The organism is Rathayibacter sp. AY1E6 (genome assembly GCF_002931115.1).
Taxonomy (GTDB): Bacteria; Actinomycetota; Actinomycetes; order Actinomycetales; family Microbacteriaceae; genus Rathayibacter.
Window position 1 is genome coordinate 204083 of the sequence record NZ_PSVK01000002.1, and the last position, 25326, is coordinate 229408.

Genomic DNA, 25326 nt, shown 5'->3' on the forward strand with positions numbered 1-25326 from the left:
GCCCCCGGTCCGCCGGGGGCCTTCGTCGTTCCGGGGGCGGGGCGGCTCAGGCGGAGCCGACGGGCGGGAGGACGATGTCGACCGCGAGACCCCGGGGGGAGCGGTTGACCAGGGCGACCGTCCCGCCGGCCGAGAGCACGGTGGTGTGCACCAGGGCCAGTCCGAGACCGCTGCCGCCGGAGGCGAGGGTCCGGGAGTCGTCCGGGCGGGAGAAGCGGTCGAAGGCGACCGGGATGAAGGCGTCGGGCATCCCCGGTCCGTCGTCCGAGACGCTGAGCATCAGGCGCCCGTCCGACTGCGAGAGGGAGGCGACGATCATGCCGCCGCCGTTCATCGCCTGGATCGCGTTCCTCACGAGGTTGTCGATCACCCGGCCTAAGTCCTGGGACGCGACCGCGTAGAGCCGGGCCGGCTCGCGCTCGTCGATCTCGTAGTCGATCTCCACCCCCGACTCCGAGGCGAGCAGACGGGTGCGGTCGACGGCGCCCACCAGCTCGTCGACGAGCTCGGCGAAGGGAGCGGTCGGGCGGACGGTGCGGCTCTCGATGCGCGAGATGTCGAGCAGGGCGGACGCGAGGCGCACGAGCCGGTCGACGCTCTTCTGCGCATCGAGGATGACCCGGTCGACCGCGACCGGATCGTCGACGCGGTGGTGGGCGATCTCGAGCTGCGCGGAGAGCGCGGCGAGGGGAGTGCGGAGCTCGTGGCTCGCATCCGACACCATCTGCTTCTCCCGGGCCAGCGACGCGGTCTGCTTGGTCAGGAACGCGTTCAGCGTCACCGCGAGCTCGTCGATCTCGTCGCGCGTGCCGACGACCGGGAGCTGGTCGCCCTGCCCGGGCTCGGCGGCGATCTGATCCGCGCGCGCCCGCATCCGGCGCACCGGGGCGAGGGCCGCGCCCGTCAGGATCCACGAGGCGAGCCCGAACGTGACGACGAGGAAGATCGCGGCGTAGACGAGCACGTGGGCGAAGTCGTCGAGGACGAGCTGCGACGCGGCCTGATCGCGGGCGGAGGCGACCTGCCAGACGCCGCGATCGCTCTCGATGGCCGTGAAGCGGACCAGGTAGCTGCCGTTCGCCGTCGTCACGTCGGCGTACCGGGGCGAGGTGTCGGCGGGCTCCTCCGCCAGAGCGCTGAGCACCTCGCCGCTCAGGCGCGAGGGCATGGTCGAGGTGCTGACGCTTCCGTCGGGAGCGAGAGCGAGGAACAGCTGGCCCGTCGACGAGCCCTGCGTGCGCGGGACGTTGCCCGCCGAGATGTCGCGGCGCACCTCGTCCTCGATCGACATCAGGATCGTCCGCTCGCTGCGGTCGACGATGCCGGTGACCACCTGGTAGAAGAGCAGCGCCGCGAGCGCGAAGAGGGCGGTCGCCACAGCGACCGTTCCCACGGTGATCCTCGCGCGGATCGAGAGCGCGCCGACCCTGCGGCGTGCCGTGCTCATCCGCGACACGGGCTACTCGACCGGGCGGAGGAAGTAGCCCTTGCCGCGGACGGTCACGATGCTGACGCCCGTGTCCTCGGTCGGGAGCTTCTTGCGCAGGTAGCTGACGTACTGGTCGACGATGTTGTTGTCGACGATCTCGCCGCCGCCCCAGATCTCGGAGAGGATCCGCTGGCGGGTCACGACGGAGCCGACGGGAGTGATGAGGAGCTTGAGGAGCTCGAGCTCCTTCGGGCTGACGTGGATGCGTGAGCCGTCGGCGGTGCGCCGGATGCTCGATCCGTCCACGGTGATGCGTCCGACGTCGATCGAGGTGGACATCAGCGACGGGCTGCGGCGCAGGAGGGCCCGGAGGCGCGCGTTGAGCTCGGTGAACGCGAACGGCTTGGTCAGGTAGTCGTCCGCTCCGGCGTCGAGCCCGAAGACGCGGTCCTCGATCGCGTCCCGCGCGGTCAGCAGCATGATCGGCGTGGGCCGGCCGAGCTCGCGGATCCGGCGGCAGATCTCGAAGCCCGACATCGCCGGCAGCATGACGTCCACGATGGCGGCCGAGAACTCGGCGTTGCTGAACGCGACGAGCGCGTCGATGCCGTTCGTGGTCAGCACGGCCTCGTAGCCGGCGTCTTCGAGGCCGCCGACGAGGGCCTCACCCATGGCTGGATCGTCTTCGACGACAAGGATCTTCACGCGCTCACCCTACGGCCCGGCTCCCAGGAGGACGCACTGCGCGGGCCGTGTGTCGATCGGATGCGGGATCGACCCATCCGATCGGCGCTGGGCGACGAATGAGGAGCAACAGACCGCTCGGGGGCGTGGCGGGAGAGGCGCGATCAGTGGCGCATTTCTACTCTTCTCTCCCCGTCGGCCCGATGATCCTGTTCGCGAAGTTCACCTCTACCGTCACCCGAAGGCGGCACAAAATGCTCAATATTCTTTCCATCTGGGCGCGTCTCGCGCTGTCGGTCCTCCTGTGGATCGTCCTTCTTCCCGTCATGCTCGTCCTGCTGTCGTTCCGCACGGGCAGGAGCGCCTCGCTCCCCGCCCTGCGACCGGTGCCGGTTCCCGCACCGACGGTGGCGATCGACACCCGGAGCACCAGCGGCGCGTACCAGGCCCACTTCCCGGTCGTTCCGGGCTCGACGCCCCGCTCCCATGAGCTCCGGCGTCGTCCGCCCACCGATCCCCGACGCCCGAACAGCCTGCCCCTCTCCGCCAGGAGGGGGCGCGGCTGTTCGTCGTTCCCCGGGTCGATCCCGACTGACCGACAGATGTCGATTTCGGCTCCTCTCGATCGCGAGCCGCGTCAAGCCCTTCGCAGAATCTCAGGGACTGGCAATACAGTGCTCGCACATGGTTCACCGATCGGAAGGAACGCGGATGCTCCGCGCCACGCTCGACACCGCTGGGATCCAGCTCGATTCGACCACGGGATCCCCCGTGCGCCCCGACACCCCGGTCTCGGTGGTCGCGTCGGCGCCTCAGAGCCTGATCTCGCGGATGCTCGGACGCCGCCGCTGCGAAGCCTGCGGAGCGGCCTCGGCCCGTCGCCGCGACGGCTTCTGCTCGGCCGACTGCGCCGGCACCTTCCACCTCTACGAGTGAGCCCGACCGGCCGAGTGCCGGTGGTGAACGTCCCGAAGGCCCGTGATCGACGATCGCGGGCCTTCGTGCTGTCTCGGGAGTGTCGGAGCGCCGGCTGAGGAGCGCCACGGTCGGACTCGGTCGCCCACCGGGTGACGCCGCTCGGTCCGTGATGGAGGGGTGCGCCTCGAGGGGCGTCGAGCACCGGAGCTGAGCGCCCATGTGCGAGGAAGGAGAGCGGAGGACCGCGGGTGTGCCCCCAGTAGGATTCGAACCTACGCCCCTGCCTCCGGAGGGCAGTGCTCTATCCCCTGAGCTATGGGGGCCAGGAGTGCCTGACCACATTAGCACCCGGGCGGGGCGGGCCCCGACGCCGGGAGCGGTCCTCGCGCATGCCACGATGGAGCCATGCTGCGCACCGTCTCCGCCTCGCTGGATCTGCGTCTGAACGGCCCGACCGACCTGATCTTCCTGGTGGCGGCGACGCCCACGGGCGACTCGTTCGAGGACTCCTTCACCGTCCGGCTCGACGGGCAGGAAGTGCCGGTGCGGGAGTTCCCGGCGCGGCACGGCGCCCGCGTGCACCGCGTCGCGGGGAACGAGGGCGACCTGCGGGTCGAGTACCGGGCGCGGGTCGCCGGCCACGGCGCTCCGGACGAGCCGAGCGAGCTCGAACTCGTCGAGTACCTGCGGCCGAGCCGGTACGCCGAGGCGGACGTGCTCGGCGGGATCGCCCGGCGCGAATTCGGGCGGGCCCGGGGCTTCGAGGCGCTGACGGCCGTCGAGGAATGGGTGCACGGCCATGTGTCGTACGTCTACGGGTCGACGGTCGGCACCGGGGGAGCGGCGCAGGTCATCGAGAGCGGCCAGGGCGTGTGCCGGGACTTCGCGCACACGGTCGCCGGGCTGCTCCGCGCTCTCGACATCCCCGCCCGGGTGACGGCGGTCTACGCGCCGGGCCTCGAGCCACGCGACTTCCACGCGGTCACGGAGGCCTGGGTCGGCGGCGCCTGGCACGTCGTGGACGCGACCCGGCTGGCTCCGCGCGGGTCGATGCTGCGCATCTCGTCCGGCCGGGACACGGCCGACACCGCGTTCCTCAGCAGCTACCTGACGGATCTGCGCCTGACCGGGATGAGCGTGGAGGCCTACTGCGACGCGGCGCTCGTCGACGACCACGTCTCGCCGGTGCGCCTGGGCTGACGCCGGGGCTCAGCCGGCGAGGACGCCGATCGCCGACCGCACGAGCGGCTCGGGGTCCCCCGGCTCGACGAAGGAGGCGCTGGACGCCTCGATCCAGTACTCGCCGACGAAGGCGTCCGCGACGCCCCGCCCCTCGGTCACCTGGTAGTAGCCCTCGATCTCCGGCGGCTTGCCGTAGGTGGGGACGGCCTTGCTGGTGGTGAAGAACTCGTTCTTGAGCGCCTCGATCACCGCGGGGTCGAGGTGGGCCACGGCCAGCTGCAGCTCGGCGCCCGAATCGTCGGACCATCCGCAGACCAGGCCGTCGTACTGGGCGATCTCCTCGGAGACGGCAGTGGTCCCGATGCCGTCGTCCGGGGAGAATCCGCCCCACAGGCCCGCGAGCGCCGAGGCCGGGACCAGCTGCTCGCAGGCGAGGGGGATCGGCGTGCCGCTGACGGCGCCGCTCGCGCTCGGCTCCGGGTCGGCCGCGGGGGAGCAGCCGGAGAGGGCCGCCGCGGCGAGGGCGACGAGGAGGAGGGCGGCGGGACGGCGCATGCGTCGCACCCTAGCAACGCCGCCCTGCCGAGCGGCCCAGCGGTGCAGGAGGGACGGGGGGCGCGGGCGCGGCGGCCGGTAGAATCGCTCCCCGTGACTCCCGAACAGCTCGCCGCCTCCCTGCACGCCCTCGTCCTCGACGCCGTGCAGCGACGGGGGAGCGATGCGGGCGTCGAGCTCTCGGACGTCGTGCTGGAGCGCCCGAAGAACCGCGACCACGGCGACTGGGCCTCGAACATCGCGATGAAGCTCGCGAAGCGGGTCGGCGCGAACCCGCGCGAGCTCGCCGCCGAGCTGGCCGAGGGGCTGGGCGCGGTCGAGGGCGTCGCCACGGTCGAGGTCGCCGGTCCCGGCTTCCTCAACGTCCGGCTCCAGGCCGCGGCCGCGGGCGCCCTTGCCGGCGCGATCGTCGAGGCGGGCGAGGCCTACGGCACCGGGTCCGCCTACGCCGGCGTCCGGATGAACCTCGAGTTCGTCTCCGCCAACCCCACCGGCCCCATCCACATCGGCGGGACGCGCTGGGCGGCGGTCGGCGACAGCCTGGCCCGGATGCTCCTCTCGCAGGGCGCCGAGGTGACCCGGGAGTACTACTTCAACGACCACGGCGCGCAGATCGACCGCTTCACGCGGAGCCTCCTCGCCGCCCACCGCGGCGAGCCGACCCCGGAGGACGGCTACGGCGGCGCCTACATCGGCGACATCGCCGAGCGCGTCGCGGCCGCCTACCCGGGCGACCTCGCCGTCCTGCCCGAGGAAGAGCTCGCCGAGACCTTCCGCTCGATCGGCGTCGAGCTGATGTTCGGCGAGATCAAGCAGAGCCTGCACGAGTTCGGCGTCGACTTCGACGTGTACTTCCACGAGAACTCCCTGCACGAGTCGCGTGCCGTCGACCGCGCGATCGAGCGCCTCCGCGAGCTCGGGCACATCTTCGAGGCGGACGGCGCCACCTGGCTGCGGACCACCTCGTTCGGCGACGACCGCGACCGCGTCATCATCAAGAGCGACGGGGAGGCGGCCTACATCGCGGGCGACCTCGCCTACTACCTCGACAAGCGCGAGCGCGGCTTCGATCGGGCGATCATCATGCTCGGCGCCGACCACCACGGCTACATCGGCCGGATGATGGCGATGTGCGCGGCGTTCGGCGACACCCCGGGCGTGAACCTCGAGATCCTGATCGGCCAGCTGGTCAACCTGCTCCGCGACGGCGAGGCGGTCCGGATGTCCAAGCGGGCGGGGACCGTCGTCACGATGGAGGACCTCACGGAGGCCGTCGGCGTGGACGCCGCGCGCTACTCGCTGGTGCGCTCCTCGGCCGACTCGACCCTCGACATCGACCTCGACCTGCTGACCAAGCGGAGCAACGACAACCCCGTCTACTACGTGCAGTACGCCCACGCGCGCACCCGCCAGGTCGCGGCGAAGGCCGCGGCGTCGGGCGTCCCCGTCGAGCCGTTCGCGCCCGAGACGCTGGTGCATCCGACCGAGTCGGCGCTGCTCGGCGGCCTGCAGGAGTTCCCGCGCATCGTGGCGCACGCCGCGGAGCTGCGCGAGCCGCACCGCGTCGCGAGGTACCTCGAGGAGGTCGCCGGCCTCTACCACCGCTGGTACGACAACTGCCGGGTCGTGCCGCAGGGCGAGGACCCGGTCGAGGCCGTGCACTCGACCCGGCTGCGCCTGAACGAGGCGACCGGGCAGGTGCTCCGCAACGGGCTCTCCCTGCTGGGCGTCACGGCCCCGGACCGGATGTGAGCGCGTCGGGGGCGGCGCCGCGGCGCCGGCGCGGGGGACGCGCGGCCGTGGTGGTCGTCGTGGTGCTGGTGCTGCTCGTGGTCGCGGCGGTGGTGGGCGACTCGCTCGCCCGCCGCGCCGTTGCGGACCGCGCCGCCGCGAGCCTCCGCGAGGCGCTCGCACTGCCCGCGGACCGGGCGGTGGACGTCGACGTCGCCGGCTGGGCCGTTCTCCCGCAGCTCGTCTCAGGGCGGCTGGACCGGCTCGACCTGCGCAGCTCGGACGTGACGTTCGGCGAGCTCGACGGCGACGTCGCCGCGACCCTGATCGGGGTGCCGGTGAGCGGCGTCGGAGCGGTCGAGTCGGGCAGCACGACGGTCGCGATCGACGCGGCCTCGGTCTCGCGGCTCGTCACCGAGCGCAGCACCGTTCCTGTCGACGAGGTGACCCTGGACGCTCCGCTCGTGCGCGTGACCGCCTCCGTCGAGGTGCTGGGCCTCCGGCTCGGCGCGGGCGTGGGGATGGAGCTCGCCGCCGTGGACGGCGCCATCCGGCTGACCCCGGCCGAGGTCTCCGCCGCCGGTGCGACCTTCTCGGCGACCGACTTCCGCGACCGCTTCGGCGCCGTCTCCGGCGACCTGCTCGCTCCGTCGTCCGTGTGCATCGCGGACTCGGTACCGCGCGGACTGACGCTGACCGGGGTCGAGGTCGCCGACGAGTCGCTGAACGCGAGCTTCGCGCTCTCTCCGACGTTCCTCAGCGACCCCGCGGAGCAGGAACCGGGCACGTGCGCCTGAGCCCGCGCGGCGCCGCCGCCCCGGACCGGTAGGATCGGAGCCCTGTGCCGGCGTCTTCCGCGGGCCGAACACTGACATCGCTGGCTTCAGGGGTCAATCCGGACCCGCTCGCCCCGCAGTGACGCTCCCACTCTCTCCTGTGAGGTCTCACCCGTGGACACCGTCGACGCCCGCGCCCGCGCCCCCCGGCATCCGCTCGCGCCTGAGTGGCTGCACACGCCCGCCGACCCGAACGCCCTGGCCGACGGCGTGTGGCCGGACAGCGCCGAGCGCGGCGAGGACGGCGGGATCCGGATCGCCGGAGTGCCCGTCGCCGAGCTGGTGCGCGAGCACGGCACTCCTCTCTACGTGGTGGACGAGGCCGACGCCCGCCGCCGGGCCGTCGAGATGCGTGAGGTCTTCGCCCGCGAGCTCGGCCGGATCGGCACCGGCGTCACGGTCTACTACGCGGGCAAGGCGTTCCTCTCGACCGAGGTCGCCCGCTGGATGCGCGACGAGGGCCTGAACCTCGACCTCTCCAGCGGCGGCGAGATGGCAGTGGCCCTCGCCGCCGGGATCGAGCCCGAGCGCTTCGGCCTCCACGGCAACAACAAGTCGCTCCGCGAGATCGACAGGGCCGTCGAGGTGGGCGCGGGCACGATCGTGCTCGACAGCCTCGTCGAGATCGAGCGCGTCGCAGCCGCGGCCGAGCGGCACGGCCGCGTGCAGGCGGTGCGCCTCCGGGTCAACAGCGGAGTGCACGCGCACACCCACGAGTTCCTCGCCACGGCGCACGAGGACCAGAAGTTCGGCCTCGCGCTCGCCGACTGCCCGGCCGCGGTCGCCCGCATCCGCTCCTTCTCCTCCCTGCGGTTCCTCGGGCTGCACTGCCACATCGGATCCCAGATCTTCGGCTCCGCCGGGTTCGCGGAGTCGGCGTCGCGCCTGCTCGACGTCCACGCGGCACTGCTCGCGGACGGGCCCGTGCCGGAGCTCAACCTCGGCGGCGGCTTCGGCATCGCGTACACCAGTGCCGACGACCCGACCCCGATCGCCGAGATCGCGGCCGCCGTCGCCGACGCGGTCGCCGAGCAGTGCTCCGCCCGCGGCGTCCCGGTGCCGCACATCGCGATCGAGCCCGGCCGCTCGCTGATCGGGCCCGCCGGCGTCACCCTCTACGAGGTGGGCACCGTGAAGGACGTGACGGTCGGCTCCGAGGGCTCGACCGCGGTCCGCCGCTACGTCAGCGTCGACGGCGGCATGAGCGACAACGCCCGTCCGGCGCTCTACGGCGCCGACTACACGGCGCGGATCGCCGACCGCTCCTCCTCGGCCGAGCCCGCCCTCGTGCGGGTGGCCGGGAAGCACTGCGAGTCGGGCGACATCGTCGTCCACGACGACTTCCTGCCCGCGGACGTGCGGCCGGGCGACCTGCTCGCCGTCGCCGCGACCGGCGCCTACTGCTGGTCGCTCGCCAGCAACTACAACTACCTCGGGCGCCCCCCGGTGGTCGCCGTCCGCGACGGGCGCTCGCGCGTCCTCGTGCGCGGCGAGACCGAGGAGGACCTCCTCCGCCGCGACGCCGGCATCGAACGAAAGGCCACCTCCCGATGATCGAGTACCGCAGCCTCCGCGTCGCCCTGCTGGGCGCCGGGTCCGTCGGTGCCCAGGTGGCGCGCCTCCTGCTCGACCACGGCGACGAGCTCGCCCAGCGCGTGGGGGCGCCGCTGGAGCTCGTGGGCGTGGCCGTCAGGGACGTGGACGCGCCCCGCACCGCCGACATCCCGAAGCACCTGCTCACCACCGACGCCGAGTCGCTGATCCTGGGCGCCGACATCGTGGTCGAGCTGATCGGCGGGCTCGAGCCCGCCCGCAGCCACATCCTCACGGCGATCTCGTCGGGCGCGGACGTGATCACGGCCAACAAGGCGCTGCTCGCCGCCCACGGCAACGAGCTCTTCGAGGCCGCCGACCAGGTGGGCGCCCAGCTCAACTACGAGGCGGCCGTCGCCGGCGCGATCCCGATCATCCGGCCGCTGCGCGACAGCCTCGCCGGCGACCGGGTCCACCGCATCCTCGGCATCGTCAACGGCACGACCAACTACATCCTCGACCGGATGGACACCGAGCACGCGAGCCTCGAGGACGCGCTCGCCCGCGCGACCGAGCTCGGCTACGCCGAGTCCGACCCGACCGCCGACATCGAGGGCTACGACGCGGCGCAGAAGGCGGCGATCCTCGCCCGCCTCGCGTTCCACACCGACGTCCCGGTCACCCTGGTGCACCGCGAGGGGATCACCGGCATCACGAAGGCGCAGGTCGACCAGGCCCGCGACTCCGGCTATGTGATCAAGCTGCTCGCGATCTGCGAGCGGCTGACCGACGCCAAGACCGGCGTGGAGGGCGTGTCCGCGCGGGTCTACCCCGCGCTCGTGCACCGCTCCCACCCGCTCGCGGCCGTGCACGGGGCCAACAACGCGGTCTTCGTCGAGGCGGAGGCGGCCGGCGACCTGATGTTCTACGGCGCCGGCGCCGGCGGGATCGAGACGGCCTCCGCCGTCCTCGGCGACGTCGTGTCGGCCGCCCGCCGTCACGTCGTCGGCGGCCCCGGCCTGGTGACCAGCGCGAGCTCCGGACTCGCGGTCCTCCCGATCGGACACGTCACGACCCGATACCAGGTCACCCTCGAGGTGCTCGACCGCCCCGGCGTGCTCGCGCAGATCGCGGGCGTCTTCGCCGACCACGGCGTCTCGGTCGAGACCCTGGTGCAGACCCCGCCCAGTGCCGACCCGCTGGAGGAGCAGGGCGGTGCGGAGCGGCGCGAGCCGACCGCTACCCTGGTCATCGGCACGCACGCCGCGGCGGAATCCGATCTGGCGGCCACCGTCACCGCCCTCCATTCGCATGGTTTCGTCGGCGCCGTGACGTCCGTTCTACGAGTTGAAGGAGCCTGAGATGGCCAAGCAGTGGCGCGGAGTCCTGCACGAGTACGCGGACCGCCTCGATGTCACCGAGGCGACCCCGGTCATCACTCTCGGCGAGGGCGGCACGCCGCTCATCCCCGCAGCGGCCCTCTCGGCGCGCACGGGCGCGAAGGTGTGGGTCAAGTACGAGGGCATGAACCCGACCGGCTCCTTCAAGGACCGCGGCATGACCATGGCGATCTCGAAGGCCGTCGAGCACGGCGCGAAGGCCGTCATCTGCGCCTCGACCGGCAACACCTCCGCGTCGGCCGCCGCCTACGCGACGCACGCCGGCATCACCGCGGCCGTCCTGGTGCCGGAGGGCAAGATCGCCCTGGGCAAGCTCAGCCAGGCGATCGCGCACAACGCGCAGCTGCTGCAGGTGCAGGGCAACTTCGACGACTGCCTCGACATCGCCCGCGACCTCGCGAAGAACTACCCGGTCCACCTGGTCAACTCGGTGAACCCGGACCGCATCGCCGGCCAGAAGACCGCGGCCTTCGAGGTCGTCGAGGTGCTGGGCGACGCGCCGGACTTCCACATCGTCCCGGTCGGCAACGCGGGCAACTACACCGCCTACTTCCGCGGCTACTCGGAGGAGCTGGAGCGCGGCGAGTCGACCCGCCTCCCGCGCATGTTCGGCTTCCAGGCCGAGGGCTCCGCTCCGATCGTGCACGGCGCCCCGGTCCGCCACCCCGAGACGATCGCCAGCGCGATCCGGATCGGCAACCCGGCCTCGTGGGAGCTCGCCCTGAACGCGCGCACCGTCAGCGACGGCTACTTCGGCGCGATCAGCGACGAGAAGATCCTCGAGGCGTACCGCATCCTCGCGGGCGAGGTCGGCGTCTTCGTCGAGCCGGCGTCGGCGATCAGCGTCGCGGGGCTCCTCGAGCGCGCCGAGGCCGGAGCGATCCCGAAGGACGCGACCGTCGTCCTGACGGTCACCGGCCACGGGCTCAAGGACCCGCAGTGGGCGCTCCGCACGGCCGACGGCGCGGACATCACGCCGACCGTCGTCCCGGTCGACACCGCCGCGATCGCCGACGTGCTGGGGCTGGCCGGCGCATGACCTCGGCGGTTCCCGTCGGCCGCACCGTCCACGTCAAGGTCCCCGCCACCTCGGCGAACCTGGGCCCCGGCTTCGACACGCTCGGCCTGGCGCTCTCGTTCTACGACGAGCTCGACGTGACGGCCGTCGCGGCCACGGGTGCGCGGGTCACCGTGCACGGGGTCGGCGAGGGAGAGGTGGCGACCGACGAGACGAACCTCGTCGTGCAGGCCATCGCGTACACGTTCGCCGACCAGCGGCAGGAGATGCCCGGCATCGAGGTGATCGCCCGCAACATCATCCCGCACGGCCGCGGGATGGGCTCGTCCGGCGCCGCGATCGTCTCCGGCATCATGGCCGCGAAGGGCCTGCTCGAGGGCGTCGTCGAGCTCGACTCGGACGACCTCCTCCGCATCGCCACCGAGATGGAGGGGCACCCCGACAACGTGGCGCCCGCACTGTTCGGCGGCCTCACCATCGCCTGGGTCGAGCCGCACGCCTCCGGCGCCGACGACTCGCCGCTGCGACCGCGCTCCAAGAAGCTCATGGTCCACCGCGGCGTGTCCCCGGTCGTCTTCGTGCCCGAGCACACCATGTCGACGCGGCTGGCACGCTCGCTGCAGCCGCAGAGCGTGCCGCACGAGGACGCGGTGTTCAACGTCTCGCGCTCCTCGCTCCTGATCGCCGCCCTCATCCAGAGCCCGGAGCTGCTGTTCGCGGCGACCGAGGACAAGCTGCACCAGAACTACCGCGCGGCCGCCATGCCCGAGACCTCAGCGCTGATCGCGCTGCTGCGCTCGAACGGCTACGCCGCCGTCGTCTCGGGTGCCGGACCGAGCGTCCTGGTGCTCTGCAGCGACCCCGCCCAGCGCCTCGCCGCCGCGGATCTGGTGGAGCGGGAGGCCCCCACGCCGTGGCGCGCGCACATGCTGGCCGTCGACTTCAAGGGTGCTACAGTGGGGACCGCATCCCGAGGAACCGCGTAACGAGCGGAATCTGTCCGACGGATCGTCCCGACAACCACGGCCATCACATCGTGTGAAGGGCGCCCCTGCTCCTCTTGCAGACCGGCGCCTGGTCTCCGGGCCCTCTCCTCGCTCTCTGCGGCAGTCGGTCCCGGCGGCCGAGAGCATCGCGTGGATCAGAACACGCGATGGCACCGCACGGTCGATGAGCTCTCCCGGTGAGCACTCGTTCCCGGGGGGAAGGAACCCTCTCCAGTGACAGACGTCAACACCCACGGCTCGACCGTGGACCTCACCGCCGACCTCTCCGGTCTGCGCGTCGCCGAGCTCCAGGCTCTCGCGACGCGGCTCGGCCTCGGCGGCGCCTCCAAGCTCCGCAAGGGCGAGCTGGTCCAGGCCATCTCGGATCTGCGCGCCGCCTCCGCCGAGGACGCGCCCGCCGCGATCGCCGACGCGGTCGCTCCGGACGACGCAGCGGTCGCCCCGGACGTCGACGCCACCGGCGTCGAGGCCGAGCCGGCCGATGTGGCCGAGCAGTCCGCTCCGCAGCCCGGGGCGCCGGCGGAGCTGCCGACGCCCGTCGAGAGCACCGAGGCCGACACGGCCGACGTCCTCGAGCAGGCCGCGCCCACCGTCGACGAGCCCTCCGCGACGGCCGCCGAGTCGGCCCCCGTCGAGCTCGAGCTCCCCGCGGCGGCCGAGCCGGTCGCCGAGCCCGCCGAGCGCGCGCCCCGCCGACGCAGCTCGCGCCGCGCCTCCAGCGGCACCGTCGCCGCCGGCGAGCACCTCAACATCCCCGGCGGGACCGGCGTCGAGTCGCTGATCCCCGACCTCCCCGTCATCGAGCAGGACCGCGACGCCGACCAGGCCGCGAAGCCCGTCATCGACATCGAGCTGCCCAACGCGCCGGAGTCGGACGACTCCTCCCGCGAGGGCGGCCAGCGCGAGCGCCGCGGACGCCGCCGCAGCCGCGGGGGCGCCTCCGAGCAGAGCGAGCAGGCCGAGCAGGCGCCCGCCGAGAACGACGCCGACTCCTCCGACTCCGGCGACCAGCAGGAGCAGCAGGGCGGCGACCAGCAGCAGAACGGCGACCAGCAGGGCACCGGCCGCGGTCGCAACCGCCGCAACCGGAACCGCAACCGCGGGGACGACCGCCAGAACGACGCTCAGCAGAGCCCCGCCGCGCAGTCCCAGCCGCAGAACGGTCAGGGCGCGCGCGCCGCGCAGTCCGAGGGCCAGCAGGCTCCTCAGCAGAACGGCTCCGGACAGCCCCAGAACGGCCAGCAGGCCGAGGGCGAGGACGGCCGCCGCAGCCGCTACCGCGACCGCAAGCGCCGCGGCGGAGCGATCGGCGACGACTTCGAGCCCGAGATCGGCGAGGACGACGTCCTCATTCCGGTCGCCGGCATCCTCGACGTCCTCGACAACTACGCCTTCGTGCGCACCACCGGGTACCTGCCCGGCGTCAGCGACGTCTACGTCTCCCTCGGACAGGTCAAGAAGTACAACCTGCGCAAGGGCGACGCGGTCGTCGGCGCCATCCGCCAGCCCCGCGAGGGCGAGGGCGGCGGCCGCCAGAAGTACAACGCGATCGTCCGCGTCGACTCGATCAACGGCCAGACCGTCGAGGAGGCCGCTGCGCGCGTCGAGTTCCAGAAGCTCACGCCGCTCTACCCGACCGAGCGCCTGCGCCTCGAGACGGAGCCCGGCAAGCTGACCCAGCGGATCATCGACCTGGTCGCCCCGATCGGCAAGGGACAGCGCGGCCTGATCGTCGCGCCGCCCAAGGCCGGCAAGACCATCGTCCTGCAGCAGATCGCCAACGCGATCGTGCAGAACAACCCCGAGGTCCACCTGATGGTCGTCCTGGTCGACGAGCGTCCGGAGGAGGTCACCGACATGCAGCGCACCGTGCGCGGCGAGGTCGTCGCCTCCACCTTCGACCGCCCGGCCGAGGACCACACGACCGTCGCCGAGCTCGCGATCGAGCGCGCGAAGCGCCTGGTCGAGCTGGGCCACGACGTGGTCGTGCTGCTCGACTCCATCACCCGTCTCGGCCGCGCCTACAACGTGACCGCTCCTCCCTCGGGCCGCGTGCTCTCGGGCGGCGTGGACGCCTCGGCGCTGTACCCGCCGAAGAAGTTCTTCGGAGCGGCGCGCAACATCGAGAACGGCGGCTCGCTCACCATCCTCGCGACGGCGCTCATCGAGACCGGCTCGAAGATGGACGAGGTGATCTTCGAGGAGTTCAAGGGCACCGGCAACATGGAGCTCCGCCTCTCCCGTCACCTCGCCGACAAGAGGATCTTCCCCGCCGTCGACGTGAACGCCTCCGGCACGCGCCGCGAGGAGATGCTGCTCAGCGCCGACGAGGTCAAGATCACCTGGAAGCTGCGCCGCGCCCTCGCCGGGCTCGACCAGCAGCAGGCGCTGGAGATCATCCTGTCGCGCCTGAAGGAGACCTCGTCCAACGTCGAGTTCCTCATGCAGGTCTCGAAGTCGGCCGTCGGCCCGGCCACCGCCGGCCACGGCAACGGCCACCACTAGCGCCCCGACGTCCGCGGTCGCCCCTGTCACCGGGGGCGGCCGCGGGCGTTTTCGCGTCCCCGGGCGATGAGCCCGACCCCGACCACCTCCGGAAGCCAGGACCCCATGTTCGAATCCGTCAGCGTCCTCCTCGCCGAGCACGAGGACCTGCAGACGCAGCTCTCCGACCCGGCCCTCCACGCCGATGCCGCCCGCGCCAAGAAGGTCAACCGGCGCTACGCGGAGCTGAGCCAGATCAAGTCGGCCCACTCCGCCTGGATCCAGGCCGGCGAGGACCTCGAGGCCGCGCGCGAGCTCGCCCGCGAGGACGAGGCCTTCGCGGAGGAGGTCCCCGAGCTGGAGGAGTCGCTGCGGGTGGCGCAGGAGAAGCTGCGGCGCCTGCTCATCCCGCGCGACCCCGACGACGGCCGCGACGTCATCATGGAGATCAAGGGCGGCGAGGGCGGAGCCGAGAGCGCGCTGTTCGCAGCCGACCTCCTCCGGATGTACCTCCACTACGCCGAGGCGAAGGGCTGGAAGACGGAGATCCTGGACCGCGACGAGTCCGACCTCGGCGGCTACAAGAACGTGCAGGTCGCGATCAAGAGCAACGCCACCGATCCCTCGCAGGGCGTGTGGGCGCACCTCAAGTACGAGGGCGGCGTGCACCGGGTGCAGCGCGTCCCCGTGACCGAGTCGCAGGGGCGGATCCACACCTCGACCACGGGCGTGCTCGTGTTCCCCGAGGTGGACGCGCCCGAGGAGGTCGCGATCAATCAGAACGACCTGAAGATCGACGTCTACCGCTCCTCCGGTCCCGGCGGGCAGTCCGTCAACACGACCGACTCCGCCGTGCGGATCACCCACCTCCCGACCGGCATCGTCGTGTCGATGCAGAACGAGAAGAGCCAGCTGCAGAACCGCGAGGCGGGCATGCGCGTGCTCCGCGCTCGCATCCTGGCCCGCCAGCAGGAGGAGATCGCCGCGGCGGCTTCGGACGCGCGCAAGACGCAGATCCGCACGATGGACCGCTCCGAGCGCATCCGGACCTACAACTTCCCCGAGAACCGCATCGCCGACCACCGCACCGGCTACAAGGCGTACAACCTCGACGGCGTGATGAACGGCGCGCTCGACCCGGTGGTGGAGAGCGCCATCCAGGCCGACGAGGAGGCCCGCCTGGCCGACATCGGCTCCGAGGAGGCGTGACCCTCGTGACCACCGGCGTCGACGCGCGCACCCTCCTCGCGGACGCGGTCGCCCGCCTCGCCGCCGCCCGCGTCCCCACGCCGGACGTCGATGCGGAGCTGCTTCTCGGGCACCTGCTCGGGCTCGGCCGCGGCCGGCTGCAGGCGCGCCTCATCACGGGGCTGACCGTCGACGACGAGCACGCCGCGGCGTTCGCGAGCGCGATCGAGCGCCGGTCGGCTCGCGAGCCGCTGCAGCACATCACCGGGATCGCGCCGTTCCGCTCGCTCGAGCTCGCGGTCGGACCCGGCGTGTTCGTCCCGCGACCCGAGACCGAGGGCGTCGCGCAGATCGCGATCGACGCGCTCCGTGCGGTCGTCGATCCGGAGCCGATCGCCGTCGACCTCGGCACGGGCAGCGGAGCCCTGGCGCTCGCGCTCGCGCACGAGGTGCCGCACGCGCGCGTGATCGGCGTGGAGAACGCTCCCGAGGCGTTCATCTGGGCCCGCGGCAACCGCGAGCGGCTCGGGCTCGAGAACGCCCGCATCGTCTTCGACGACCTCGCCCGGGCACTTCCCGAGCTGGACGGCACCGTCTCCGTCGTCGTCTCCAACCCGCCCTACATCCCGGCCGCCGCCGTCCCGCGCGACCCGGAGGTGCGCCTGTTCGACCCGCCCTCGGCGCTCTACGGCGGCGAGGACGGCCTGGACGTCGTCCGCTCGCTCTCGGCGACCGCCCTCCGCCTGCTCCGCTCCGGGGGAGTGCTGGTGATGGAGCACGGCGAGCTGCAGGGCGCCGATATCCGCGCCCTGCTCACTGCCGACGGCTGGCGCGGAGCGACCACGCAGCGCGACCTCACCGGCCGCGACCGCGCGACGGTGGCGGTGCGCTGAGGCGCCGCGGAGCTCTGCTAGCCTCAGCGGCGATCCGGTGGCCGCACCGGGCAGGCAGGCTCGGGAGGCTCGCATCGCCGCCGCACGCGATCGGCCGCGCCATGGGCTCCGCCGCCCGCTGCTGATCTTCCTGGCCGTCGTGGTGGTCGCGGCCCTCGTCGTAGTCGCCGTGCGGCTCCTCGAGCGGAGCGACGGAACTGCTCCCGTGGCCTGCGCGCCGTCGTCCGTTTCCGCGTCGCCCGCGCCTGCCATCGGCTCGGTCGACGACTACCTGGGCGGCCGGTCCTACCTCCGCGGCGTCAACGTGTTCGATCTGCAGTCGCGCGTCGACGTCGGAGTCGACTGCACCGCCGGGAATCCGGCCGAGAGCTACGAGTTCCTGGCGGACCGCGGGCTCACCCTGGTCCGGCTCGCGGTGCCCTGGTCGCTCCTGCAGCCGCAGGCCGACGGGGAGAGCACCGACGACGCTCTGGCGAAGGGGCTCGATCCGGCGGCGGTCGCGCTGCTCCGGACCGAGATCGCCGCCATCGGCGCCGCCGGCATGCGGGTCGTGCTCGACCTGCACAACAACGGCACTTATCCGGCGAGCCAGGGCGATCTGCCCGAGGGGACCGTCTGGTTCGGATCCGGGCTCTCGGTATCCCAGGCGCAGAGGGTCTGGACCCTGCTCGCGGCGGAGTTCCAGAACGACGGACGCATCGCCGCCTACGACCTCTTCAACGAGGTGAAGCGGTCGCTGGTCCCCGTCGAGACCTACAAGGCCTACACGCAGGCCGTGGTGTCGGCCGTCCGGGGAACCGGCGATCGGCACACGATCTGGGTCGAGGGGATGCGGGAGGCGACGACGGGCACGGTCGCCGCGATCGCACCCGACGGGCCGTGGATCCAGGACCCGCTGGACCGGACCGTGTACTCGCAGCACTTCTACCCCGGCGGCACGGGCACGACCCTGCGCTCGGACAAGCAGGGCGGCACCGACGAGCATGTCTTCGTGGCGGCGGTGACGACCTTCGGGCAGTGGTGCCGGCGGTACGGGGTGCACTGCTCGGTCGGGGAGGTCGGCTGGCCCAGCGATCAGAGCCTCTCTCTCACCGCGGGCGGCGCGGGCTCCTGGACGGACGTCGGCGAAGCCTTCTACACAGCACCGACTGGCTGTTCCCGCTGATCGAGAACGACGAGCCTCTGGTGGTGGTCGCCGTGGGCGGCACGCCGGAGTCCTCGGCCAAAGCGGCGGAGGCGGTCGCCGCCCGCACGTCCCGGATGACCTGGCTCGCGTACGACGGATTCGACCAGCAGTGGCACGGCATCGGCGAGGAGCGGCCGCTCGCCGAGTCGCTCGCCCGTGCCGATCTCGTCCTGGTCGGGATGGGCATGCCCCGCCAGGAGCGCTGGATCCTGGAGAACCGGGACCTCGCCCCGCGGGCGGCGTTCGCGAACGTGGGGGGGGCTGCCTCGACTACATCGCCGGCACGCAGGCGCTCGCCCCGCGGTGGATGGGCGCCCTGGGCGTGGAGTGGCTGTTCCGCCTGGCGCGCGACCCGCGCCGGCTCGCGGCCCGCTACCTCCTCGAGCCGCTGCAGCTGCTCCGCATCGTCCTGTCCGGCCGGTCCCGCGCGAAGCGGACGCCCGGCCCGTGCGACTCTCCGCGGCCCTCCGGCCGGGTGTCGACCGGAGTCGGTCCGCACTGATCCCCGCCGGCGGGCCGCCTCAGGCCTGAGCGGAGTACTTCTCCTCGGTGGCGGCCTTCGCGGGGCGCCACCAGTCCTCGTTGGCGCGGTACCAGTCGATGGTGGCGGCGAGTCCGGCGTCGAAGTCGGTGTAGCGGGGGCGCCAGTCGAGTTCGGTGCGCAGGCGGGTGGAGTCGATGGCGTAGCGGAGGTCGTGTCCGGCGCGGTCGGTGACGTGGTCGAAGGCGTCCTCGGGCTGTCCGAAGGCGGTGAGGATTCGGATGACGACGTCGAGGTTGCTCTTCTCGCCGTCGGCGCCGATGAGGTAGGTCTCGCCGATCTCGCCGCGGTCGATGATGGCCCAGACGCCGGTGTTGTGGTCGTCGACGTGGATCCAGTCGCGGACGTTGGCGCCGGTGCCGTAGAGCTTGGGGCGGATGCCGTCGATGGCGTTGGTGATCTGGCGGGGGATGAACTTCTCGACGTGCTGGTAGGGGCCGTAGTTGTTGGAGCAGTTGGAGATCGTGGCGCGCACGCCGAAGGAGCGCACCCAGGCGCGCACGAGGAGGTCGCTGGCTGCCTTGGTCGAGGAGTAGGGGCTGGAGGGGTTGTAGGGGGTGTGCTCGGTGAAGCGCGCGGGGTCCTCGAGCTCGAGGTCGCCGTACACCTCGTCCGTCGAGATGTGGTGGTACCGCACGTCGTGCGCGCGCACCGCCTGCAGGAGCGCGAAGGTGCCGATGACGTTCGTCGCGAGGAAGGGCGTCGGGTCGTGCAGCGAGTTGTCGTTGTGCGACTCCGCGGCGAAGTGGACCACCAGATCCGCATCGGCGACCAGCCGGTCCACCAGCTCGGCGTCGGCGACGTCGCCCTCGACCAGCCGCACGCGGTCGGCGACGGGGGCGAGGGAGTCGCGGCTGCCCGCATAGGTGAGCTTGTCGAGCACGGTGATCCGCGCGTCGGGACGCTCGCGCAGGGTGAGGTGGACGAAGTTGCTGCCGATGAAGCCGGCACCGCCGGTGACGAGGATCCGCACGGGTTCTCCTGGAGGTCGGGAAGGTCGGGGGAGGCCGGGCTCAGCGGCCCGCGTTCACGCCTTCGAGGCTGAGCAGGCGGTGGAGGTAGGCGCCGTATCCGCTCTTGACCAGCGGTGCGGCGAGCTCGGCGAGGCGGGCGTCGTCGATCCAGGAGTTGCGCCAGGCGATCTCCTCGATGCAGCCGATCTTGAACCCCTGCCTCTGCTCGATCACGCGCACGAACTCCGTCGCCTCGATCATGGAATCGAAGGTCCCGGTGTCGAGCCAGGCCGTTCCCCGGTCGAGCACCTGGACGTTCAGCCGCCCCGCCTCGAGGTAGCGCTCGTTGATCGTCGAGATCTCGAGCTCGCCGCGGGCCGAGGGCGTGATCGTCTTCGCGATCGCCACGACGTCGTTGTCGTAGAAGTAGAGGCCGGGCACGGCGTAGTTGCTGCGCGGCTGCTCGGGCTTCTCCTCGATGGAGACGGCTCGGAAGTGCTCGTCGAACTCGACGACCCCGTAGGCGCGCGGGTCGGCGACCTGGTAGGCGAAGATGACGGCGCCCTCGATCGTGGTGTTCGCCGCGAGGGCGGTGCCCAGGGCGGTGCCGTGGAAGATGTTGTCGCCCAGGACCAGGGCGACCGACTCGTCGCCGATGAACTCCTCGCCGATCAGGAACGCCTGCGCGAGCCCGTCGGGGGAGGGCTGCACGGCGTACTCGATCCGCATGCCCAGGCTCGACCCGTCGCCCAGCAGGGCGCGGAACTGGTCGTTGTACTCGGGGGTCGTGATCACGAGGACCTCGTCGATCCCGGCCATCATCAGCGTCGACAGTGGGTAGTAGATCATCGGCTTGTCGTAGATCGGCATCAGCTGCTTCGAGATGCCCTTGGTGATCGGCCACAACCGCGACCCCGAACCACCCGCGAGGACGATGCCCCTCATCGGAGCAGCCCCGGGTGAGGAGCTGCGGCGGGGGTCCGCTGCACCGCCGAGGGGAGCGTGAAGATCTGCGGGGAGAGGGTCACGGAGCCGACTCTATCGGCGGCGCCGCGGTGCCTCCGCATGCCGGTGCGGCGGGCGCGGAACCCGTGGCGGGGACTGACGGTCGAGCGACCGCTGCCGACGCGATCCGACTCCGTGAGCGGCGCGCACGCCGCCCCCGCCTCCGTATCGCGCCTCCCACTCGGAGGCCGCCGGGCACGGGGATAACTTCTCCGACGTCCGCGGCTCCGCCTGCCGCGACGGAGAGAGGTACCGCCCTGTGCACGAGGTCATCGACCAGCGGGACTCCGCGCTCCTCCCGTCTCCCGGTCCCTGCCGCCGATCCCCCCTGACGGGGGGAGTCCGCCCGTGCTGACCATCGGGATCGTCGCCCTCGACGCCTGGCACGCGGCTCCGCTCGAGCGCGCCTGGCGCCGCCAGGGACACCGCGTGGTCGTGGTGACCGGTGACCCGGAGGGGTTCAGCGGGGCGGAGCTCCGCCCCAGCGTGCTCGCCCGCTTCCTCGAGCCCGCCGGCCGGAGGGGCGCCGGGTCCGTCGGGCTCGCCGTCGTCACGCGCCGGGCCCGCCGACTGCTCGCCCCGGAGCGGCCCGACCTCGTGGTGGCTCTCCCTGGGACGGCCGTGGAGCTCGCCGGGCTCGCTCCGACGACCGTCCTCCTGGCCGACGACCTCCCGGCGCTCCCGCGCCTCCGGTTCGAGGAGGAGCGCCGCGGTGCTGTCGTCGTCACCCCGACGGAGCGGCTCGCGTCCGCCCTCGCGGGAACGGTCGTGACCCTGGGCCTGCCGGACGCGTCGTTCCCGACACCGTCCGCCCCCGACGGGCCCCTCCGCTTCGCCGCCGTGGGAGCCTCCGGTCTCGACCGGGGCGCCGAGCGGCTCGATCTCCTCGCCCGGCTGGACGGCACCGAGTACGTCACCGTGATCGACGACGGCGGCGGGATCGCCGACGACCTCGCATCGGGGCTGCGCTCCGTCGGCGAGCAGGACCACGACGGCGTCGTCGAGGTGCTCCGCCACTCCCACGCGTACGCCCATCTGACGCCGTCGACGACCGGCGCGGCCGCCGGACTCGACGCGCTGGCGAGCGGGCTGCCGGTCCTCGCGATCGAGTCGAGCGTCCTGGCCGATCTCTGCGCGGCGGGGGCGGGCGTGGTCCTCTCCGACGACGCGACGCGCGAGGAGTACGAGGACGCCCTCCACCGGCTCCGACGCGAGTGGACGGCTCTCTCCCGGGGGGCCGCCGAGCTCGCGCGGGAGCGCCCGTGGTCCGTCGCGGCCGAGGAGATCCTCGCCCTCGCGGAGGGACGCGTCCGTGTCGCCTGAACCGGTCCCGGCTGTCGGCGCCTCCGCCGACGCGATGCTGCCGAACGCCGTCGCCCTGCGCCTGGCCGCCGTGCTGGTGCAGTACACCCTGCGGACGCACGGCGTCCGCAGCCTCGTGGTGAAGGGCGAGGGTCTGCACCGCCAGGGGATCCGCGCGCCGATGACGTCGGCCGACGTCGACCTCTGGGTCGACCCCGAGCGCTTCGACGAGGCTCTCGGGCTGCTCGCCTCGATGGGCTGGCGCCGCCGCGCCGAGGCTCTCAGCTGGACGCTCTTCGTCGACCACTCGATCACGCTCGTCCACCCCTCGTGGCCGTGCGACGTCGACGTCCACCGCTCCTTCCCGGGTGCCTTCGAGGAGGAGCGGATCGTCTTCGACCGCCTCTGGGCGGCCGCCGAGGATCTGCCGCTGAGCGACGAGACCCTGCGGATCCCCGGGCGCGCGCACCACCTCGTGCTGCACGCCCTGCACCAGCTGCGCAGCGCGCGCTCCGCCTCGGCGACCACGGCGCTGGCGGTTCTGAAGGCGCACGGCGCCGGCCTTCCGAGCGAGGAGCGCGAGGCGATCCGCGACGCGGCCGTCGAGCTCGGCGCGCAGACGCCGATGACGGAGCTCCTCACCTCCTGGGGAGTCCCCGCCGCGCCTGAGGAGCGCTACCGGCACGCCCAGACTCTCTGGGACGTGCGCCGCAGCTCCGACCGGCACACCTTCAACTGGCTGCACGCCGTGGCGTCCGCTCCCTGGCGCCTGAAGGGAGGCCTGCTGCTGAGAGCCGCCTTCCCCACCCGCGCGGATCTCGAGGCGAGCCATCCCGAGGCGACGACGATCCGACGTCGGCTCCGGCTCCGGGGGGAGCGGACCCTGCGGGCGCTCCGAGGCCTCCCCTCCGCCCTCACCGGTTTCGCCAGGGTGGCGCTGAGCGGCCGCAGCGAGGAGCAGGGCCCGGCGTCCTCGTTCGATGCGATCGCGGCGACCACGGCGCCGGTGAGCGACCTCCCGGCCTCGTCCGATCCCGCGGCGAGCGCCGTGCATCCGGTGGAGGCCTCCGCCGGGGCGCAGGGTGGCAGCGCGCCGCCGGCCCAGCGCTTCGCCGTCGAGCGCACGGACCGTCAGGTCTACGTGCTCGACCTGTCCCGCCCGTCGGTGCCCCCGATCGTGCTCTCGCTGAGCGCCGCCTCGGTCTTCGAGGCCGTGATCCGGCAGCGCCGACCCCGGGACGAGGTCGTCGACCTCCTCGCCGATCACTACGATGTCGACCGCGGGACGATGGGCCGCGACGTCGACGCCGTCCTGGCCGAACTCGACGTCCGCTTCCCGGGCGCGGTTCCCGACGGGGCGCTCTCATGAGGGCCGCCCGTTCCCGATCCCTGCGGATCCTGCACGTCCTCGACTCCTTCGAGGACGGCGGAGCGCAGCGTGTGGCCCTCTCCCTGGGCGCGTGGAGCCGCGAGCACGGCTGCGAGACCGCCTACTGGGGGCGTCCCGGGCCGCTCAGCGACCGCGCCGCGCAGGAGTCGCCCGTCTTCGTGGTGCCGAGACCGAGACAGGGCTTCGCCGCCGATTTCCGCGGCCTCGCTCTCGCCGTCCGCCGGTTCCGCCCGCACATCCTGCACGCCCACCAGCGCCGCGAGGCTCTGCTGGCCCTCCTCATCGGCGCCGCGCTCGGTGTCCCCGTGGTCGAGCACGCGCACACCGAGCTGCCCGGGATCGACAGGCGAGCGCTCTCCTTCCGCTCCCGGCGGGTGTTCGCCGTCTCCGCCTCCGTGGGGCGGATGGTCGTCGAGGGCTACGGCCGCCCGCAGGATCGCGTCGTGGTCACCGGCAACGCCCCGGCGAACGTCACCGCGGAGCCCGCGAGCGCGCCGGAACTCGCCGAGCCGGTCGTCCGCGTCCTCGGCATCGGGCGGCTCGCGGAGCAGAAGGACCCGGTCCGCTTCCTCGCGGCCGTCGAGGCCCTCGCCCGGGTCCGGCCCGTCACCGGCACCTGGCTCGGCGACGGTCCGATGCTGCCGGTGCTGCGCGAGCGCGCCCGGGGAGCCGGAGTGGTCGACTTCGCCGGTCCGTCGGCGGACGTGACCGGAGCGCTGGACGCGGCGCACCTCCTCCTGTCGACCTCGCGGTGGGAGGGGACTCCGCTCGTGATGCTGGAGGCGATGGCCCGCCGTCGCCCGGTCGTGGCGACCGACGTCGGCGGTGTGGGTGAGCTGCTCGCCGACGGTCGGGGCCTCCTGCTCCCCGCCGACGCCGACGGGGAGCGGATCGCCGAGCTCCTCGCCGCCGCTCTGGAGCGACCCGAGGGGCTCCTGATGCAGGCCGACCGCGCGAAGGCGTGGGTGGACGAGGCCGCCTCGCCCGACGCCGTCTTCGGACCCGTCGTCGCCGCCTACCGCGAGCTCGGGGGCCGACGGTGAGCGGGGGCGTGCACTCGGTGACCGTCGTGGCTCCCTGCTATAACGCAATCGCCCGGCTCGACGGCTTCCTCGCGCGGCTCGCACTCACTCTCGGACCGGGGACGCGGGTCGTCCTCGTCGACGACGCGTCCTCGGACGGCACGGCGGAGGTGCTCGAGAAGTGGGCCGAGGGACGCGAGGACGCCCGGGTCCTGCTCCTCGAGCAGAACGGCGGCGTCGCTGCCGCCCGGAACCGCGCCCTCGACGGCATCGACTCCGAGTTCGTCTGGTTCGTGGACGTCGACGACGAGTGGGACACGGAGATCCTTCGGACCCTCACCGCCGAGGCCGAGCGGACGGCGGCCGACGTCGTCGTCTGCCGGGCGCTCTACCGCACCCGGCAGTCGACCTCCGGACGCGTGATCGACGGGCTCGACCGGCGCGAACTGGTCTCGTCCGAACTCGCTCTCGAGCGGATGGCGTCCGGGCGCCTGCACGGCTTCCTCTGGAACAAGCTCTTCCGCCGCGCCGTCCTGCAGGAGGAGCTCTTCCCGCGCTTGAGCTCCCAGTCCGACTTCGTCGGCGTGCTGCGGGCGGTCCAGGCGTCGGAACGGGTGCTCTTCGTGCCGGAGATCCTCTACTCCTACGTCCACACGGCGTCCTCGATCACCCGTCGGCGCGACCCGGACCTCCGGAACCTCCTGGTCTGCGCCGAGGAGATGCGCGCGGCGCTCGCCCGAACGTTCGAGGAGGTGCCGCGCCCGCTGTCGGACTGGTTCACGACCTGGTTCTACGCCGTCCCCGTCGCGCTCACCCCGATCCGCCAGAACTCCGACGCGGCGCTCGTCGAGACCGGCGTCCGGCTCGGGTCCGAGGCGCTGCGCGACGTCCGCGTGCTCCGCTCCGCGCGGTCGCCGCGGCTGCTCGTCCTGGGGCTGGTGCTCAAGCACGTCCCCGCCGCCTTCACGGCGCTCAGCCGGATCCTCTACGCCGTGCACGACACCCGCCGCCGGCTCTCCGATCGGAGGAGCACCCGGTGGACGACGTGACCGTCCCCGTGCAGGCGGCC

22 protein-coding genes, 1 tRNA gene and 1 pseudogene are annotated in these 25326 nt (G+C 72.7%); 18 read left to right on the forward strand and 6 right to left on the reverse strand.

Annotation, left to right across the window (positions count from 1 at the left end; translation table 11 throughout):
* Positions 1–46 precede the first annotated feature (46 nt).
* Complete coding sequence (locus tag C5C46_RS02680) at positions 47–1447, reverse strand: cell wall metabolism sensor histidine kinase WalK (protein ID WP_146078923.1); 1401 nt, start codon at positions 1445–1447, stop codon at positions 47–49.
* A gap of 12 nt (positions 1448–1459) precedes the next feature.
* Positions 1460–2134, reverse strand: a complete 675-nt coding sequence (locus C5C46_RS02685; protein WP_258059273.1) for a response regulator transcription factor — start codon at positions 2132–2134, stop codon at positions 1460–1462.
* Positions 2135–2824: 690 nt separating this feature from the next.
* Between C5C46_RS02685 and C5C46_RS02695 the strand changes: the two genes are divergently transcribed.
* Positions 2825–3049 (forward strand): hypothetical protein, encoded by a 225-nt coding sequence (locus C5C46_RS02695; RefSeq protein WP_104222996.1) that lies wholly within the window; start codon positions 2825–2827, stop codon positions 3047–3049.
* 233 nt (positions 3050–3282) lie between these two features.
* On the opposite strand, the gene C5C46_RS02700 is transcribed toward C5C46_RS02695, so the two are convergent.
* A tRNA-Arg gene (locus C5C46_RS02700) sits at positions 3283–3354 on the reverse strand.
* 82 nt (positions 3355–3436) lie between these two features.
* On the opposite strand from C5C46_RS02700, the gene C5C46_RS02705 reads away from it, so the two are divergent.
* Positions 3437–4231 carry a transglutaminase family protein gene (locus tag C5C46_RS02705; RefSeq protein WP_104225557.1) on the forward strand — a complete coding sequence of 265 codons (795 nt, stop codon included), beginning with the start codon at positions 3437–3439 and terminating at the stop codon, positions 4229–4231.
* Between the two features lie 9 nt (positions 4232–4240).
* On the opposite strand, the gene C5C46_RS02710 is transcribed toward C5C46_RS02705, so the two are convergent.
* Positions 4241–4768, reverse strand: a complete 528-nt coding sequence (locus tag C5C46_RS02710) for a hypothetical protein (protein ID WP_104225558.1) — start codon at positions 4766–4768, stop codon at positions 4241–4243.
* A 93-nt stretch (positions 4769–4861) separates the two neighbouring features.
* On the opposite strand from C5C46_RS02710, the gene argS reads away from it, so the two are divergent.
* The 12 genes and pseudogenes from argS to C5C46_RS02765 all read left to right on the forward strand — a co-directional run bounded on the left by argS (position 4862) and on the right by C5C46_RS02765 (position 18546).
* Positions 4862–6520: an arginine--tRNA ligase gene (gene argS, locus C5C46_RS02715; RefSeq protein ID WP_104225559.1), complete on the forward strand. Its 1659-nt coding sequence runs from the start codon at positions 4862–4864 to the stop codon at positions 6518–6520.
* A gap of 47 nt (positions 6521–6567) precedes the next feature.
* Positions 6568–7296, forward strand: coding sequence for an LmeA family phospholipid-binding protein (locus tag C5C46_RS02720; protein ID WP_104262485.1), 729 nt, complete (start codon positions 6568–6570; stop codon positions 7294–7296).
* A gap of 153 nt (positions 7297–7449) precedes the next feature.
* Positions 7450–8889 carry a diaminopimelate decarboxylase gene (lysA, locus tag C5C46_RS02725; protein ID WP_104225560.1) on the forward strand — a complete coding sequence of 480 codons (1440 nt, stop codon included), beginning with the start codon at positions 7450–7452 and terminating at the stop codon, positions 8887–8889.
* Positions 8886–10229, forward strand: a complete 1344-nt coding sequence (locus tag C5C46_RS02730; RefSeq protein WP_104225561.1) for a homoserine dehydrogenase — start codon at positions 8886–8888, stop codon at positions 10227–10229. Before lysA ends, C5C46_RS02730 begins: the two co-directional genes overlap by 4 nt.
* 1 nt (position 10230) lies before the next feature.
* Complete coding sequence (gene thrC / locus C5C46_RS02735; RefSeq protein ID WP_104223003.1) at positions 10231–11307, forward strand: threonine synthase; 1077 nt, start codon at positions 10231–10233, stop codon at positions 11305–11307.
* Positions 11304–12272: a homoserine kinase gene (gene thrB, locus C5C46_RS02740; protein WP_104225562.1), complete on the forward strand. Its 969-nt coding sequence runs from the start codon at positions 11304–11306 to the stop codon at positions 12270–12272. Before thrC ends, thrB begins: the two co-directional genes overlap by 4 nt.
* 234 nt (positions 12273–12506) lie before the next feature.
* Positions 12507–14798, forward strand: a complete 2292-nt coding sequence (rho, locus tag C5C46_RS02745; RefSeq protein WP_104225563.1) for a transcription termination factor Rho — start codon at positions 12507–12509, stop codon at positions 14796–14798.
* A gap of 105 nt (positions 14799–14903) precedes the next feature.
* Entirely contained in the window at positions 14904–15986 is a 1083-nt protein-coding gene (gene prfA, locus C5C46_RS02750) for a peptide chain release factor 1 (protein ID WP_104225564.1), read from the forward strand.
* Positions 15983–16858 (forward strand): peptide chain release factor N(5)-glutamine methyltransferase, encoded by an 876-nt coding sequence (gene prmC, locus C5C46_RS02755; RefSeq protein ID WP_104225565.1) that lies wholly within the window; start codon positions 15983–15985, stop codon positions 16856–16858. The genes prfA and prmC overlap by 4 nt, the downstream gene beginning before the upstream one ends.
* A gap of 37 nt (positions 16859–16895) precedes the next feature.
* Positions 16896–18023 (forward strand): glycoside hydrolase family 5 protein, encoded by a 1128-nt coding sequence (locus C5C46_RS02760; RefSeq protein WP_104225566.1) that lies wholly within the window; start codon positions 16896–16898, stop codon positions 18021–18023.
* 32 nt (positions 18024–18055) lie between these two features.
* Positions 18056–18238: pseudogene (locus C5C46_RS17405) on the forward strand (hypothetical protein); the annotation flags it as partial.
* A complete protein-coding gene (locus C5C46_RS02765; RefSeq protein ID WP_219812257.1) occupies positions 18154–18546 on the forward strand; it encodes a WecB/TagA/CpsF family glycosyltransferase in 393 nt (130 codons plus the stop codon). The pseudogene C5C46_RS17405 and the gene C5C46_RS02765, both read left to right, overlap by 85 nt.
* Before the next feature lie 19 nt (positions 18547–18565).
* Here C5C46_RS02765 and rfbB read toward each other — a convergent pair whose 3' ends face one another.
* Together rfbB and rfbA are read right to left on the reverse strand one after the other, a co-directional pair.
* Positions 18566–19558, reverse strand: a complete 993-nt coding sequence (rfbB, locus tag C5C46_RS02770; RefSeq protein WP_104225567.1) for a dTDP-glucose 4,6-dehydratase — start codon at positions 19556–19558, stop codon at positions 18566–18568.
* 40 nt (positions 19559–19598) lie between these two features.
* Positions 19599–20483 (reverse strand): glucose-1-phosphate thymidylyltransferase RfbA, encoded by an 885-nt coding sequence (gene rfbA / locus C5C46_RS02775; RefSeq protein WP_104223010.1) that lies wholly within the window; start codon positions 20481–20483, stop codon positions 19599–19601.
* A 408-nt stretch (positions 20484–20891) separates the two neighbouring features.
* Between rfbA and C5C46_RS02780 the strand changes: the two genes are divergently transcribed.
* The 4 genes from C5C46_RS02780 to C5C46_RS02795 are packed head-to-tail and all read left to right on the forward strand — an operon-like array spanning position 20892 to position 25306.
* Positions 20892–21866, forward strand: a complete 975-nt coding sequence (locus C5C46_RS02780) for a hypothetical protein (protein ID WP_104225568.1) — start codon at positions 20892–20894, stop codon at positions 21864–21866.
* On the forward strand, positions 21856–23214 hold the full coding sequence (locus C5C46_RS02785; RefSeq protein WP_104225569.1) for a PqqD family peptide modification chaperone: 1359 nt from the start codon (positions 21856–21858) through the stop codon (positions 23212–23214). Before C5C46_RS02780 ends, C5C46_RS02785 begins: the two co-directional genes overlap by 11 nt.
* Positions 23211–24278 (forward strand): glycosyltransferase family 4 protein, encoded by a 1068-nt coding sequence (locus tag C5C46_RS02790; protein ID WP_104225570.1) that lies wholly within the window; start codon positions 23211–23213, stop codon positions 24276–24278. Before C5C46_RS02785 ends, C5C46_RS02790 begins: the two co-directional genes overlap by 4 nt.
* Before the next feature lie 26 nt (positions 24279–24304).
* Positions 24305–25306, forward strand: a complete 1002-nt coding sequence (locus C5C46_RS02795; RefSeq protein ID WP_181136481.1) for a glycosyltransferase family 2 protein — start codon at positions 24305–24307, stop codon at positions 25304–25306.
* The last annotated feature ends 20 nt before the right edge of the window (positions 25307–25326 follow it).

Coding starts and splice junctions, on each gene's coding strand:
- C5C46_RS02680 (WP_146078923.1), bottom strand. CDS start 1,447: ATGAGCACGGCACGCCGCAGGGTCGGCGCGCTCTCGATCCGCGCGAGG.
- C5C46_RS02695 (WP_104222996.1), top strand. CDS start 2,825: ATGCTCCGCGCCACGCTCGACACCGCTGGGATCCAGCTCGATTCGACC.
- C5C46_RS02705 (WP_104225557.1), top strand. CDS start 3,437: ATGCTGCGCACCGTCTCCGCCTCGCTGGATCTGCGTCTGAACGGCCCG.
- C5C46_RS02710 (WP_104225558.1), bottom strand. CDS start 4,768: ATGCGCCGTCCCGCCGCCCTCCTCCTCGTCGCCCTCGCCGCGGCGGCC.
- C5C46_RS02730 (WP_104225561.1), top strand. CDS start 8,886: ATGATCGAGTACCGCAGCCTCCGCGTCGCCCTGCTGGGCGCCGGGTCC.
- thrC (WP_104223003.1), top strand. CDS start 10,231: ATGGCCAAGCAGTGGCGCGGAGTCCTGCACGAGTACGCGGACCGCCTC.
- thrB (WP_104225562.1), top strand. CDS start 11,304: ATGACCTCGGCGGTTCCCGTCGGCCGCACCGTCCACGTCAAGGTCCCC.
- prfA (WP_104225564.1), top strand. CDS start 14,904: ATGTTCGAATCCGTCAGCGTCCTCCTCGCCGAGCACGAGGACCTGCAG.
- rfbA (WP_104223010.1), bottom strand. CDS start 20,483: ATGAGGGGCATCGTCCTCGCGGGTGGTTCGGGGTCGCGGTTGTGGCCG.
- C5C46_RS02790 (WP_104225570.1), top strand. CDS start 23,211: ATGAGGGCCGCCCGTTCCCGATCCCTGCGGATCCTGCACGTCCTCGAC.